At 28.4% G+C, this 13,799-nt stretch carries 16 protein-coding genes and 1 pseudogene; 15 read left to right on the plus strand and 2 right to left on the minus strand.

The window, feature by feature from the left end:
• The 8 genes from hisB to scpB all read left to right on the plus strand — a co-directional run bounded on the left by hisB (window position 1) and on the right by scpB (window position 5,046).
• On the plus strand, window positions 1-588 hold the full coding sequence (hisB, locus tag BUB01_RS04975) for an imidazoleglycerol-phosphate dehydratase HisB (RefSeq protein ID WP_072985583.1): 588 nt from the start codon (window positions 1-3) through the stop codon (window positions 586-588).
• Window positions 585-1,211: an imidazole glycerol phosphate synthase subunit HisH gene (gene hisH, locus BUB01_RS04980; RefSeq protein WP_072985584.1), complete on the plus strand. Its 627-nt coding sequence runs from the start codon at window positions 585-587 to the stop codon at window positions 1,209-1,211. The genes hisB and hisH overlap by 4 nt, the downstream gene beginning before the upstream one ends.
• A gap of 18 nt (window positions 1,212-1,229) precedes the next feature.
• Window positions 1,230-1,952: a 1-(5-phosphoribosyl)-5-[(5-phosphoribosylamino)methylideneamino]imidazole-4-carboxamide isomerase gene (hisA, locus tag BUB01_RS04985; protein WP_072985585.1), complete on the plus strand. Its 723-nt coding sequence runs from the start codon at window positions 1,230-1,232 to the stop codon at window positions 1,950-1,952.
• 17 nt (window positions 1,953-1,969) lie between these two features.
• Complete coding sequence (hisF, locus tag BUB01_RS04990; RefSeq protein ID WP_072985586.1) at window positions 1,970-2,731, plus strand: imidazole glycerol phosphate synthase subunit HisF; 762 nt, start codon at window positions 1,970-1,972, stop codon at window positions 2,729-2,731.
• A 66-nt stretch (window positions 2,732-2,797) separates the two neighbouring features.
• Window positions 2,798-3,172, plus strand: coding sequence for a phosphoribosyl-AMP cyclohydrolase (gene hisI, locus BUB01_RS04995; RefSeq protein ID WP_084108367.1), 375 nt, complete (start codon window positions 2,798-2,800; stop codon window positions 3,170-3,172).
• A gap of 31 nt (window positions 3,173-3,203) precedes the next feature.
• The gene (gene hisE / locus BUB01_RS05000) at window positions 3,204-3,542 is read left to right on the plus strand and encodes a phosphoribosyl-ATP diphosphatase (protein ID WP_072985587.1); all 339 of its coding nucleotides are present in this window, start codon (window positions 3,204-3,206) and stop codon (window positions 3,540-3,542) included.
• Between the two features lie 171 nt (window positions 3,543-3,713).
• Complete coding sequence (locus tag BUB01_RS05005) at window positions 3,714-4,466, plus strand: segregation/condensation protein A (RefSeq protein WP_072985588.1); 753 nt, start codon at window positions 3,714-3,716, stop codon at window positions 4,464-4,466.
• Window positions 4,462-5,046 carry an SMC-Scp complex subunit ScpB gene (gene scpB, locus BUB01_RS05010; protein WP_084108415.1) on the plus strand — a complete coding sequence of 195 codons (585 nt, stop codon included), beginning with the start codon at window positions 4,462-4,464 and terminating at the stop codon, window positions 5,044-5,046. Before BUB01_RS05005 ends, scpB begins: the two co-directional genes overlap by 5 nt.
• Before the next feature lie 58 nt (window positions 5,047-5,104).
• On the opposite strand, the gene ytfJ is transcribed toward scpB, so the two are convergent.
• Together ytfJ and BUB01_RS05020 are read right to left on the minus strand one after the other, a co-directional pair.
• Window positions 5,105-5,518 carry a GerW family sporulation protein gene (ytfJ, locus tag BUB01_RS05015; RefSeq protein WP_072985590.1) on the minus strand — a complete coding sequence of 138 codons (414 nt, stop codon included), beginning with the start codon at window positions 5,516-5,518 and terminating at the stop codon, window positions 5,105-5,107.
• Between the two features lie 44 nt (window positions 5,519-5,562).
• Window positions 5,563-6,093: a DUF2953 domain-containing protein gene (locus BUB01_RS05020; protein ID WP_072985591.1), complete on the minus strand. Its 531-nt coding sequence runs from the start codon at window positions 6,091-6,093 to the stop codon at window positions 5,563-5,565.
• A 178-nt stretch (window positions 6,094-6,271) separates the two neighbouring features.
• Here BUB01_RS05020 and BUB01_RS05025 point away from each other — a divergent pair.
• The 7 genes and pseudogenes from BUB01_RS05025 to BUB01_RS05055 all read left to right on the plus strand — a co-directional run.
• Window positions 6,272-7,069, plus strand: a pseudogene (locus BUB01_RS05025) (D-alanyl-D-alanine carboxypeptidase family protein); the annotation flags it as partial.
• A gap of 424 nt (window positions 7,070-7,493) precedes the next feature.
• Window positions 7,494-8,492 (plus strand): hypothetical protein, encoded by a 999-nt coding sequence (locus BUB01_RS05030; protein ID WP_072985593.1) that lies wholly within the window; start codon window positions 7,494-7,496, stop codon window positions 8,490-8,492.
• Between the two features lie 253 nt (window positions 8,493-8,745).
• On the plus strand, window positions 8,746-9,669 hold the full coding sequence (pyrB, locus tag BUB01_RS05035; protein WP_072985594.1) for an aspartate carbamoyltransferase: 924 nt from the start codon (window positions 8,746-8,748) through the stop codon (window positions 9,667-9,669).
• Window positions 9,670-9,681: 12 nt separating this feature from the next.
• Window positions 9,682-10,884: a dihydroorotase gene (locus BUB01_RS05040; RefSeq protein ID WP_072985595.1), complete on the plus strand. Its 1,203-nt coding sequence runs from the start codon at window positions 9,682-9,684 to the stop codon at window positions 10,882-10,884.
• A gap of 3 nt (window positions 10,885-10,887) precedes the next feature.
• A complete protein-coding gene (pyrF, locus tag BUB01_RS05045; RefSeq protein WP_072985596.1) occupies window positions 10,888-11,769 on the plus strand; it encodes an orotidine-5'-phosphate decarboxylase in 882 nt (293 codons plus the stop codon).
• Between the two features lie 2 nt (window positions 11,770-11,771).
• Window positions 11,772-12,509 carry a dihydroorotate dehydrogenase electron transfer subunit gene (locus BUB01_RS05050; RefSeq protein WP_072985597.1) on the plus strand — a complete coding sequence of 246 codons (738 nt, stop codon included), beginning with the start codon at window positions 11,772-11,774 and terminating at the stop codon, window positions 12,507-12,509.
• Between the two features lie 17 nt (window positions 12,510-12,526).
• Window positions 12,527-13,429: a dihydroorotate dehydrogenase gene (locus BUB01_RS05055; protein WP_072985598.1), complete on the plus strand. Its 903-nt coding sequence runs from the start codon at window positions 12,527-12,529 to the stop codon at window positions 13,427-13,429.
• Window positions 13,430-13,799 lie beyond the last annotated feature (370 nt).

Raw genomic sequence — 13,799 nt, forward strand, 5'->3', positions numbered from 1 at the left:
ATGGTTAGACAAGGCAAATTTTCTAGAAAGACTAATGAAACAGATATTAATCTATTTCTTAATTTAGATGGAAATAAGAGGATTGATATTAGCACAGGAATAGGCTTTTTTGATCATATGTTAACTCTATTCGCTTTTCATGGAAATCTTGACTTTAATATTTTAGCAAAAGGTGATTTAGAGGTTGATGATCACCATTTAATAGAGGATGCAGGAATTCTAATTGGAAAAGCTTTAAAAGAATTATTAGGAGAAAAGAAAGGAATCAAAAGATATTCATCAGTTTTTTTACCTATGGATGAAGCTTTAGCTTTTATAGTAATAGATATCTCGGATAGGTCTTACCTACTATTTGAAGGAGAGTTTAACAAGGATAAGGTGGGAAATTTTTCGACTGATATGGTTGAAGAATTTTTTAGAGCTATTGCTTTAAATGCAGGAATTACTATGCATTTAAAGATTATGTATGGAAAAAATGATCATCACAAGATAGAGGCACTATTTAAAGGTTTTGGAAGAGCTATTAAGGAAGCTATAAGTATAGATGATTCTATAAGTGGTGTTTTAAGTACCAAGGGGGTATTATGATAGGAATAATTGATTATGGTGTAGGAAATTTAAAAAGTGTTTATAATGCATTAAATTATTTAAATATAAAAACAAAGTTTGTAAAATCAAGTAAAGATTTTAAGGATTGTTATGGTTTTATACTTCCAGGAGTAGGGGCATTTAAGCATGGCGTAGAGAATCTAATAAAATCAGGCTTATATGAGGAAATTGTTGATGTTAAAAATGAAGGAAGAGCAATTCTAGGTATTTGTCTTGGTATGCAGCTTTTATTTAATAGAAGTGAGGAAGGAGATAAAGATACTTCTGGTTTGAATTTTATTGAAGGCGATATAGTTAAGCTAAAGGGAGATATAAAAATTCCTCACATAGGATGGAATAGTCTATATTTTAATAAATCTAATTTAAAACAAGATATTTTTAGTGGAATAAAAGAGGAAGCCTACGTTTATTTCGTGCATTCTTATATGGCTAGTGTAGGAGAAGAAAATGTAATTGCTTATACAAGTTATGGGGAAAATAAAATTCCTGCTATTGTAACAAAAGACAATTTAATAGGTATGCAGTTTCATCCAGAAAAAAGTGGAGAAGTTGGTCTTAAATTTTTAAAAAGTTTTTCAGGATTTGCGAAAAATAGAGTTTGAATTAAAGGAGATTAGAAAATGATAATTATACCGGCTATAGATATAAGGAATGGAAAAGCTGTTAGACTTTATAAAGGTGATTATTCTAAAGAGGAGATTGTAGCAGAAAGTGTTATAAAAACAGCTTTAGATTTTAAGAACCAAGGGGCAGAATATATTCATATAGTTGATTTAGACGGGGCAAAAATAGGTGCCTTAAAGAATTTTTCAATAATTAAAGAGGTTATAGATATAACAAAGATTAAAGTTGAAGTAGGTGGCGGAATTAGAAATATAGATACTATAAAAAAACTTATTGATTTAGGAGTAGAAAAAGTCATTCTAGGAACAGCAGCTTTAAATGATTTGAGCTTATTAAAACTTGCAGTAAAGGAATATGGAGAGAAAATAGCTATAGCAATAGATTTTAAAGATGGTTATGTATATGGGAGAGGATGGGTTGAAAAAAGTAATATAAATTTTTTAGATATGTCAAAATCATTAGAAAAAATAGGTATTTCAAATATAATAGTTACAGATATAGATAAGGATGGAACATTAAATGGACCAAGCTATGAAGCATTAAGAGTATTGAATAAAGTAAGTAATATTAAAATAACAGCTTCAGGAGGCATAAGAGATATTCAGGATATAAAAAAATTAAAAGAAATGAATCTTTATGCTGCAATAACAGGTAAAGCCATATACTCAAAAACATTAAATCTAAAAGAAGCACTAGTTCTTTGTAAACTTGAAGTTTAATTAAAAGGAGGGAAATAATGCATACTAAAAGAATAATTCCTTGTTTAGATGTTATAGGCAAGAATGTGGTAAAGGGGGTTAATTTTATAAATTTAGCATCTGTTGGTTCAGCCATAGACTATGCAAAATTTTATAACAATGAAGGAGCAGATGAACTTGTATTTTTAGACATTACTGCAAGTAACGAAGATAGAGGAATAATGATAGACTTAGTTAGGAGTATATCAGAAGAAATTTTTATACCATTTACAGTAGGTGGTGGACTTAAAAATATCAATGATGTAAGAGCTATATTAAAAGCAGGTGCTGATAAGGTAAGCTTAAATTCAGCAGCTGTTAAAAATCCAAGATTGATAAAAGAAGTAAGTGATTATTTTGGAAGTCAGTGTATGGTTTTAGCGGTTGATGCTAAAAGGAGAGCAGATTTTAAAGGATTTAATGTGTTTATCAATGGTGGTAGGATAGACACAGGTATAGATGTATTTAAATGGATAGAGAAAGCGGAAAAGTTGGGTGCGGGAGAAATACTTTTAACATCTATGGATTCTGATGGAACTAAAAAAGGGTTTGATTTAGAACTTTTAAAATCTATAAACAATATAGTTAAAATACCAGTAATAGCTTCAGGGGGAGCTGGTAAGATTGAGGATTTTTACAATGTATTTAAAGAAGCTGATGTAGACGCTGCATTAGCAGCTTCATTATTTCATTATGAAGAAGTTAAGATAAATAAACTTAAAGTATATCTTAAAGAAAATAATATAAAGGTTAGAATTTAGGTATAGTGAAAAGAATAATAGCTAAGCCACTACTCTATTATTTTTTTATATATCTTAGGAGGATGTATGCTAAAAAAAATCACAATTTTAGAAAATGGGTTTGAAGTAATTAATGAGAATATAATAGATGCTATAAATTTTGAAAAGTCTAACGGCTTGGTACCAACTATAATTCAAGATATAGAAACAAATGAAGTATTAATGTTAGCTTATATGAATAAAGAAAGTTTTATAAAAACATTACAAGAAAAAACTACTTGGTTTTATAGTAGAAGTAGAAAAAAACTTTGGAATAAGGGAGAAAGCTCAGGTAACTTTCAGTATGTTAAGGAAGTAAGGATTGATTGTGATTTAGATACTATATTAATAAAAGTTAAACAAGAAGGTGTTGCTTGTCATACAGGAAGCTTTAGTTGTTTTTTTTATAAGGTGAATTTATAAAATAATTGTTAATTTATAAGGAAGGTAATGAATGGATAGAAAAATAGAAAATTCAATAGTAGATTTATATAATTTAATTGCACTTAGAAAAGAAGAGGACTATGAAAATTCATATACAAATTACTTGTTTAAGCAAGGATTAGATAAAATATTAAAAAAGATAGGTGAGGAATCAACCGAAGTAATAATAAGTGCAAAAGGGAATAATAACTATGAGGTAATTAAAGAGGTATGTGATCTTATTTATCATTTATTAGTTTTATTAAATTCTAAAAATATAAGTTTAATAGAAATTCAAGATGAACTTATGAAACGAAAAAGTAAAATGGGTAATTTAAAGGCAGAAAGAAAAGAAATAGAGGTATTATGACATTACAAATTGTGGTGTAAATAGATGTGAAATTTTACTTAAGTAAAGTGTATTTATAAAGTAATTCATGTCTATTTTTTATTTATTATAGTAAGGCGAACAAGCTTGCTTTATAATAAGACAATTGCTATTATATAATATAGGAATTATAGCATTTAAGGGGGATTAGTAATGGCAATGCCAGATATTAGGGTTTCAAATTTTGAAGGCCCGTTTGACGTACTTTTACATCTAATAAAGAAGAATAAAATGAACATTCATGATATAAAGATATTTGAAATAACAACTCAATATTTAGATGTTATAAAGCAAATGAAGGAATTAGATTTAGAAATAACCTCTGAATTTATAGTTATGGCAGCGACCCTTTTAGAAATAAAGTCAAAAACGCTTTTGCCAAAGCCAAAGGAAGAAAATCCAGAAGACGAGCAAGACATGACTAAAATACTTATGGAAAAGCTTATAGAATATAAAAAGTTTAAGCAAGCAGCCATGTTTTTAAGTGAAAAAGCAATATATACAGGAAAGGTTTTTACTAAGAAACCAGAGATAATAGAGGATGTTAAAAATGATATATCAAATGAGGAATTACTTAAAAATTTTGATATGTTAAAGTTGTATACACTTTATAATCAACTTATAGAAAATTACAAAAATAAACAAAACAATGCAAATGTAATTGAAAAAAAGATATATGTGGACAAGTATAAAATAGAAGATAAGATAGAATATATAATTAATAATATAGAAAAAGGGAACTATTATGAGTTTTCAAAGATAGTTGAACAGTGTGAATGTAAAATGGAGGTTGTTGTAACATTCTTGGCTTTATTAGAGATGATAAAACAAAAGATGGTTAAGATAGTTCAACAAGAAAATTTTGAAGAGATAATAGTTGAAAGGAGTACAGATAATGAATATTAATGATATAAATCAATTTGAATTTAAGGAAACTTCAAAAAAAGATAAGTTTTTTTCTATAATAGAGTCATTATTATTTGTAAGTGGAGAGCCACTTACAGGAAAAGAAATAGCTAAGATAATAGAAACTCCTTTAGAGTATACATATGAACTTATGGATGAACTTACAAAAAGGTATGAAGATTCATCAAGAGGAATAAAACTTATAACTGTAAATGGAATGTATCAATTAGTTACAAAGGCAGAGAATAGTGATTATGTACAAAAATTATTAAAGAAAAACTCAAGGCAATCCCTATCTCAGGCATCATTAGAAAGTCTTGCTATAGTTGCTTATAAGCAACCAATTACAAGAATAGACATAGATGAAATAAGAGGAGTTAAAAGCGAAAGTGCTCTTCAGAAATTAATTGAAAGAAATCTAATAAAGGAAATAGGAAGGCTTGAAGTTCCAGGAAGACCAATACAATATGGAACTACAGATGAATTTCTAAGACAGTTTGGTCTTGGAGACTTAAAAGAGATGCCATCTATTGATTTATTCAATGAGGTTATAGAAAATGAAGAAGAACAATTAGAATAAAAAAAGTTGAAAATTGAGAGCTCTAGATAAATTTACTCTCAATTTTCAATTTCATAATTTATTCTTCTTCAAAATCCTCATCATCTTCAGATTTTTGTCCAAACAAATCTTTTATCATGTCAAATAATTGAGGAACTGTATCTACTATTCTGTCATAGGTGTTGTTTTGATCTACAGGGATTAGTCTTACAGAATCACCTCTAATAATTAAAAATGCTACTGGTTTAACTGTAGCACCAGCTCCAGATCCACCTCCAAATGGATAACGATTATCTTTTCCATCAATTATCTTATCACAACTAAATTCACTACCTCCAGAAGCAAAACCAAAGGATACTTTAGATATAGGAATTATGTAACTGCCATCCTTAGTTTCAATGGCTTCACCTACAACAGTATTTACATCTATCATATCTTTTAAGTTTTCCATAGTACTACGCATCAAGTCTTCAATTGGATGATTTAAACTCATAAAATTCCCCTAAAAGGGTTCCCTCCTTATTAAAAAAGTTATACCTAATTTTTTTCTCTTAATTTTTTAAAAATTAATATCGATACATATATTATTTTTGCTAAATTAGTCCAAATTATACTTGTAAAATGTAATTTAAGTAGAAATTTATCTTTAAATATAGGGGTTATGGTTAGGGCCTTTATTTTTACTTTAAAGGGCATATCTAAAATATTAATAAGTAACATAGCTAAATCGTAAGCTGGGGCTATGCTAAGAGCTGTATAAGCAGCATCATTTAAAGAATATTCCATACAAAAATAAATTTCTAATTTGGATTTAAATAAATTTCTAGTAAGGGTCTTATATAATGAACGTAATTTATCAATAGTTATTTTAGAACTATAACTTTTAGTTTTAGAAGTTTTCTTTTTCTTCTTTGCTATTTTTCTTTTAGTTCTTTCTTTAGAAAATAATAGAATTTTAAAAAAATATATTTTAAGCTCTTTATTTTCTAAAGTTATATTTAGTTTTAATGGAAATGGCACTAAAACTAAAAAGATAAAACATAAAAGTATTATAAAAAATATAGACATAGTAAAAATTAAGCTCCTTATAAGATTTCATTGCTATTATTACCATTAATAAGCAAAATTACTCATTAATTCAGGGTTTAATAATTAAACTTAGTGGAAAAATAAATTTAGTTATGAAATATAAGTGAAAAGGAGAGTAAAAATGCGAAATAGAAACATAAGAATAATGTTAGTAATAATGGTATTTCTATTGCTTACAAATAATTTTATAGCATATGGAGATGAAATAAGTAATGATGCAAGATGTGCAATAGCATTAGATAGCAAGAGCAAACAGGTCTTGTACGAAAAAAAGGCCTATGAAGTTGTACCTATGGCAAGTACAACTAAAATTTTAACTGCGATAACAGCTATAAAGTATGGGAATTTAGATGAAGAAATAACTATATCTAAAAATTCTGCAGGAATAAGGGGATCAACAGTTGGATACAGAGCAGGAGAAAAAATAAAGTTAAAAGAACTTCTTTTTGGTCTTATGTTTAAATCAGGAAATGATGCAGCAATCGCTATAGCAGAATATCTAGGCGGTTCAGTAGAAGGTTTTGCAATGCTTATGAATGATATGGCAAAAAATATAGGTTTGTTAGATTCACACTTTGAATCTCCTCATGGCTTAGATAGCCAAAATCATTTTTCAACAGCTTATGATTTGGCTCTAGTAACTTCAAAAGCTATGGAAAACGATTTGTTCAGAGAAATAGTAGGAAGTAAGGAAATATCAAAAGCAAAATATAATTTTACAAGAGATTATAATAATATAAATAAAATTTTATGGAATATACCAAATGCTAATGGTGTAAAAACAGGATATACAGGGCAAGCAGGAAAATGCCTAGTATCTTCTATAAATCATAATGGACGTGATGTAATAATAGTTGTTTTAAATTGTACACCAAGATGGAAGACGACAGAAAAAATATATAAATATGTAGATAAAACTTATGATTTTAAAGAGGAATCATTAAATGATTTAGTAAAAGATACAAAAATTAATGGTAAAGATATAAAAGATGATAAATTTTATTATGTAACTAAAAAGGGAGGAGAATTTGAAAAAAATATAAAAGAATTTCAAGTCCCTAGGAAAAGTATGTGTGGAGATATTTTAGGTAAAATATCTATAATTCAGGGTAAAGAATTAAAAAGTGAATATATTTATAAGAAGTGATACTAAAACTTACCATAATTTTTATGGTAAGTTTTGTTTATATAAAGGATAGATATATAATATAATCCTTAATAAATAATTATATTATAAAAAAATATCTAATTAAATATTTGATTATAAAGATTAAATTATAGAATATATTGTAAAAAAATAAATTTGTAGTATTCTAATAAGCTATGAATTTTAGTATAATGTTTAATTGATATTAAATTCATAGGGGGAAAAAATACAAATGGAAAATGATAAGAAACAAAAGGTAAATTTACTATGCATAATTGGAGCTATAATAATGTTTTTTATAGCAATTATATTAAATTGTATTACGAATGTGCTACAGTTTAGAGTATCAGAAAATTATGTAAAGGAATTAATACCTAAACATGCTTTGGTGGGAATTGGATTTGGACTAGCTGTAGCAATAATTACATTTCTATTTACAATAATTTTAGCAAAGAATAAAAAAAATAAATTGCTTTTAGTGCTGACTATTATATATTTTATAATAAGCATAGGTGTAGGAGCTATTTCAGTTAAGAGTGTTGTTAAAGAAATAAAGCAAGAAAGAGAGACTTGTAAAAAAATTACGGAGATTGTTCAATCATCTTTAAATAATGAAGATATATCGTCACTAGAGTTTGATAAAAATACATATGGATATGGAGTATCTGTACTAGAACTTACACAAAAATATTACATGGATGGATATGGGAAAAGTGTTGCTTTACAAAAAGAAATAGATTTAATTGGATTTAAAACAATTCTATTACCAGAATCTCTTTCAAATAATGAAAAATTAATTGAATCAAAAAATAAGATTAAAAAGACTGCAGACTTATTAAACAAATATAAAAGAGATACTGATGTTACTTTAGAAAATTTCAAAAAAGATGCTAATAGTGATAAAATAAGTAAAATATATAGAAAAGGCTTCGTTAAAGGTGTACTTGAATCCTTTCCTGAAGACAAAGAATATTTGGATAAGTGTTTTAATAGTGCAGATTTAATTTTGAAGGATACACAAAAAATATTAGAATTTATTGAAACAAGACATGGAAATTTTAAAGCTACTGAAAATATGATTTATTTCTATAGTGATTCTGAAGTTGATGAATATAATAATTATCGACAAACTCTTAATAAGGATATTGAAGAAGCCGAAAAAATAGAAGGAGAATTTAAAGACTCTCTAATAAAAAGAGAAAACAAACTAAGTAGCTTTATGGAAAATTAAAATTAAATGGACTTTTTATTTAATGTATTAATTTGACACATGCTATAAAGTGTGATATTATATCTACAATAAAGAAACCTTTAATTTGATCCCGTGAGGTCAATAAGGAAGTTATATAATGTCATTTTAAGAAGTTTAGCATTATTAAGCCTTCCTATTTTTAGGAAGGCTTTTTTTAAAAGCTAAATTATAAAATTATATATCTTTCTCTTCTTTAAATTTAACACTGAGAGGTTAAGAAGGAGTGATAAATATGTTAAAAGGAAAACATCTTATAGGTCCAAGAGATTTTACGCTTGAGGAGCTAGACGAAATTTTAAATTTAGCACATCTAATAATTGAAAATCCAAAGGAATATTCTAAAGTTTGTGAAGGAAAGTTACTTGCTGCATTATTTTACGAGCCAAGCACACGAACTAGACTTTCATTTGAAGCTGCAATGCACAGACTTGGAGGAAGTGTAATAGGATTTTCGGAAGCCAATTCAAGTTCAACGGCTAAAGGAGAAACTTTAGAGGATACTATAGAAGTAGTATCTAACTATTCAGATATTATAGCTATAAGACATCCAGAGTCAGGGACAGCTGAGAGGGCAAAAAAACATTCAAGTGTACCTATCATAAATGCAGGTGATGGCTCTAATGAGCATCCAACTCAAACCTTAACAGACTTACTTACTATTAAGCTTTTAAAAGGAAGCTTTAATAATAACGTAATAGCTCTTTGTGGCGACTTAAAGTTTGGAAGAACAGTACATTCTTTAATAAAGGCCATGTCTAGATATGAAAACAACAAATTTATTCTAATATCACCAAATGAATTAAAATTACCAGATTATATAAAAAAGGAATTCTTAATAGAAAACAATATTGAGTTCATAGAAACTACTTCTCTAGAAGAGGGATTAAAACATGCAGATATACTTTATATGACTAGAGTTCAAGGTGAAAGATTTGAAAAATATGAGGAATATTTAAGTTTAAGAGATAGTTATATATTAAACCGAGAAAAACTAAATCTTGCAAAAGAAGATATGATAGTAATGCATCCACTACCTAGGGTTAATGAAATACAAACAGATGTAGATGATGATCCTAGAGCAAGTTATTTTCGTCAAGCTAAATACGGTATGTATGTTAGAATGGCGCTTATAGCTAAATTACTTGGATGTGTATAGGAGGTTTAATATATGAAATTACTTTTGAAAAATGGACATTTAGTAGATTATAAAACAGATTTTTATGGTGATATTTATATAGAAGATGGATTTATAAAAGATATGGGTAAAGATTTAAACTATAATGTGGCAACAGTAGATTTAAAAGGACTTACAGTAATGCCAGCGTTTATAGATACTCATGCTCATTTTAGAGAGCCTGGTTTTACGTATAAGGAAGATATAGAATCTGGCTCAAAGGCTGCAGTAAAAGGTGGATATACTTTAGTAAATCTTATGGCAAATACCATGCCTATATGTAGTACAAAAGAAGTTTTAGACACTATAAGAAAAAGGGCAAGAGAAGTTGGACTTGTAGATATTCATCAATGTATATCAATAACTAAGAATTTTGATGGTAAAACCTTAAGTCATCTAGATAGTTTTAGGGGAGATAAAAGTATTAAAGCTATTTCTGATGATGGAAAAGGTGTAGAAAGTGATGAAATTATGAGAAAAGCTATGGAAATAGCAAGTGTAAATGACATTGTAATTATGTCTCATGCAGAAACAAGTAGTTTTTCTAAATCAGATATGAGACAGGCTGAAAATACTATGACTTTTAGAGATGTTAACTTGGCTAGGGAGACCAAAGCTAGACTTCATATGGCACATGTATCAACTAAAGAAGCAATGGGCTATATTATAGACGGAAAAAAAGAGGGATTAAGCATTACAGCGGAAGTAACACCACATCATATAGGTTTAACCTCTGATGTTAGTAACTATAGAGTAAATCCACCTATAAGGCCCAAAGAAGATAGAGATTTTCTAATACAAGCTATTAAGGATGGATATGTAGATACTATAGGAACAGATCATGCGCCTCATAGTGAGGAAGATAAAAAGAATAATGCACCAGGTATGACTGGCTTAGAGTTAGCGTTTAATATTTGTTACACAAAACTTGTACTAGAAGGACATATAAGTCTAAATAGGTTAAGTGAACTTATGAGCAAGAGACCGGCTGAAATTTTAGGAGCAAATAAGGGAACTTTAGACTTAGGGAAAGATGGTGATTTAGTCATAATAGATAGAGATAAAGAAATAACAATAGATAGAAATTCTTTAGTTTCAAAAGGAAAAAATACACCTTTTCATGGATATAAATTTAAAGGTGAAGTTGTTATGACTATAAGGCAAGGTAAAATAGTATATAGAGTTTTAGAGGGGTAGAATATGAATATAGTAGATAAATTATATAATAGAGTAGAAAAAAATGGAATGGTTTGTTTAGGTCTTGATACAAGCCTAGCTTATTTACCAGAGGGTTTTAAGAAAACTTACGAAGATGATGGAGAAGCTATATTTGAATTCAATAAAAGAATAATAGATAAAACTTTAGATGTGGTTGCATGTTATAAAGTTCAAATAGCTTATTATGAAGCTCTTGGTTTAAAAGGATTAAAGGCATATAAGGATACTTTAGCTTACCTTAGAAAAAAGGATGCAATAATAATTGCAGATATTAAAAGAGGTGACATTGCTGCAACAGCTAAGATGTATGCTAAAGCACACTTTGAAGGTGATTTTGAAAGTGATTTTATAACATTAAGTCCTTATATGGGAATGGATAGTATAGAGCCATATCTTGAATATGTTAAAGATAGAAATAAAGGGTTATTTGTTTTAGTAAGAACATCTAATAAGGGAGCAGAAGACTTTGAAGCTTTAGACTTAAAAGATGGTGGCAAGCTTTATGATAATGTAGGGGAAAGAGTTCATATTTTAGGAAAGGAATTCTTAGGAGAATGCTCATATAGCCAAATCGGAGGGGTATTAGGATGTACTCAAAGAGAAGAAGTAAAAGCTATGAGAGAAAGCTTAAACCAAATGTTCTTCTTAATACCTGGATATGGAGCTCAAGGTGGAACTGCAGAAGATGTATGTGAATACTTAAAAGATGGTAACGGTGGAGTAGTTAATTCTTCAAGAAAAATTCTTTTAGCTTATAAAGAAAGAAACATGGAAGAGGATTTTGCAGAAGCTTCTAGAATTGAAGCTATAGCTATGAGAGATGCAATAAATGCTGAAGTTAAAAGGGTTAAGGGGGAAAACTAAGGATGAAAAAATATTTTAAAGCAGAGATTCTAGAAAATATTAAATTAGTAGAAGGAATCTATAAGCTAAGTTTTTATCATGAAGCAGATATCAAGCCAGGGCAATTTTATATGTTAAAGCCAAATACTACACTTTTAGGTAGACCGATATCAGTTTGTGAAGTAGATGAAAATAAAGTTAGTTTTGTATATGCAGTAGTTGGACAAGGGACTAATGAATTCAAAAATTTGAAACAAGGAGACACCCTTAATGTAATTGGACCTCTTGGTAACGGATTTGATTATATAAAAAGCTATAAAAGAGTTGCACTTGTGTCTGGAGGAATAGGTATAGCACCTATGTTAGAACTTTCAAAAAGGCTTAAGCAAAATAATAAAGATATTAAAGTAGATTTGGTTTGTGGTTTTAGAGATGAAGCTTATTTAATAGAAGATATTAAACAATATGTAGATAATGTTTTAATATCTTCAGATTCAGGGAAAGTAGGTAAAAAAGGTTTTGTAACAGAGATTTTGAATTTAGACCTTTATGATACAGTGCTTTGTTGTGGACCTGAACCTATGATGAAAAATGTAGTTAATAAATGTAAAGAAAAGAATGTAGAAGTATATGTATCTATGGAAAAACATATGGCATGTGGAGTAGGTGCGTGTCTTGTATGTACCTGTAAAACTAAAAATGGTAATAAAAGAAGTTGTAAAGATGGTCCAGTATTTAACGGATATGAGATAGAACTTTAGTTTTGGAGGTAGAGAGAATGTTAAATGTAAATATAAACGGAGTAGATTTTAAAAATCCGGTAATCGCAGCATCAGGAACATTTGGATTCGGAGAAGAATATAATGAGTTTTACGATGTAGGAATTTTAGGTGGAATCTCATCAAAGGGATTAACATTAAATAAGAAGCTTGGAAATGAAGGCTTTAGAGTTTTTGAAACACCTTCTGGTATGCTTAATTCAGTAGGACTGCAAAATCCAGGAATAGATACTTTCTTAGAGGAAGAACTTCCTAAGATGAAAAAGCTTAATACTAATATAATAGCTAATGTAGGTGGGGCTACCATAGAAGATTATGAAAAAGCTTGTTCAAAATTAAACGGTAGTGGAGTGAATTTAATAGAACTTAATATATCTTGTCCTAATGTAAAATCAGGAGGAATGGCTTTTGGTATAAAATCTAAAGTAGCTGGAGGAGTAGTATCAAAAATAAAAAAGGTTACTAATATTCCGCTTATGGTGAAGTTAAGTCCTAATGCTGAAGATATTGTAGATATGGCTTATACTTGTGTAGAAAATGGAGCAGATTCTATATCTCTTATAAACACGTTAAAGGGAATGGCAATAGACATACATAAGAGAAGACCAGTATTTAATAATATATCTGCAGGACTTTCAGGCCCTTGTGTTAAGCCAATAGCCTTAAGAATGGTGTATGATGTTTCAAAGGTAGTAAATGTACCAGTTATAGGACTTGGAGGAATAACAAATGCAACTGATGCCATAGAATTTATCATGGCAGGAGCTACAGCTATCCAAATAGGGACTGTTAATTTTATAAATCCAATGGCAGGTAAAGAAATAATTACAGGACTTAATGAGTTTTGTATAAGAGAAGGAATTAAAAATATTTCTGAAATTATTGGGATAGCTAGAAAATAGAATGCGAACAATAAAATAGAAAAATCGTCATATAATACGTATTAATACGAATTATATGACGATTTTTCTATGCAATATTGACAATTGGAAATTGTAGTGATACCATTTAAGTGCAGATACGAACTATAACTTTAAAGATATAAAAAATATTCGGATTAAATTGTAAAAAATCAGATTGAAAATATTAATTTTATTTATCTAATTATTATAAATAGTAAATTATATACTTTTAAAAGATTTATATATTATGTATTATAGAAATTAGAGTCTAAGTAAAAAATTTAAGATTATAAAGAAATTTGTTGAGAAATATATAAATATACGTTATAATGAATGTGAATCAATTGATAATTCTTTTCAGTTGAAATAC

Source organism: Clostridium cavendishii DSM 21758, from assembly GCF_900141845.1.
Classification (GTDB): Bacteria; Bacillota; Clostridia; order Clostridiales; family Clostridiaceae; genus Clostridium_AG; species Clostridium_AG cavendishii.

Bases quoted from the DNA above. Each gene is read 5' to 3' on its own strand.
- BUB01_RS05050 (WP_072985597.1), top strand. From the start codon at position 11,772: ATGAAAAAATATTTTAAAGCAGAGATTCTAGAAAATATTAAATTAGTA.
- BUB01_RS05005 (WP_072985588.1), top strand. From the start codon at position 3,714: ATGGCAATGCCAGATATTAGGGTTTCAAATTTTGAAGGCCCGTTTGAC.
- hisH (WP_072985584.1), top strand. From the start codon at position 585: ATGATAGGAATAATTGATTATGGTGTAGGAAATTTAAAAAGTGTTTAT.
- pyrB (WP_072985594.1), top strand. From the start codon at position 8,746: ATGTTAAAAGGAAAACATCTTATAGGTCCAAGAGATTTTACGCTTGAG.
- BUB01_RS05040 (WP_072985595.1), top strand. From the start codon at position 9,682: ATGAAATTACTTTTGAAAAATGGACATTTAGTAGATTATAAAACAGAT.
- hisI (WP_084108367.1), top strand. From the start codon at position 2,798: ATGCTAAAAAAAATCACAATTTTAGAAAATGGGTTTGAAGTAATTAAT.
- hisB (WP_072985583.1), top strand. From the start codon at position 1: ATGGTTAGACAAGGCAAATTTTCTAGAAAGACTAATGAAACAGATATT.
- BUB01_RS05030 (WP_072985593.1), top strand. From the start codon at position 7,494: ATGGAAAATGATAAGAAACAAAAGGTAAATTTACTATGCATAATTGGA.
- BUB01_RS05020 (WP_072985591.1), bottom strand. From the start codon at position 6,093: ATGTCTATATTTTTTATAATACTTTTATGTTTTATCTTTTTAGTTTTA.
- BUB01_RS05055 (WP_072985598.1), top strand. From the start codon at position 12,527: ATGTTAAATGTAAATATAAACGGAGTAGATTTTAAAAATCCGGTAATC.
- hisE (WP_072985587.1), top strand. From the start codon at position 3,204: ATGGATAGAAAAATAGAAAATTCAATAGTAGATTTATATAATTTAATT.
- hisA (WP_072985585.1), top strand. From the start codon at position 1,230: ATGATAATTATACCGGCTATAGATATAAGGAATGGAAAAGCTGTTAGA.
- pyrF (WP_072985596.1), top strand. From the start codon at position 10,888: ATGAATATAGTAGATAAATTATATAATAGAGTAGAAAAAAATGGAATG.
- ytfJ (WP_072985590.1), bottom strand. From the start codon at position 5,518: ATGAGTTTAAATCATCCAATTGAAGACTTGATGCGTAGTACTATGGAA.
- hisF (WP_072985586.1), top strand. From the start codon at position 1,970: ATGCATACTAAAAGAATAATTCCTTGTTTAGATGTTATAGGCAAGAAT.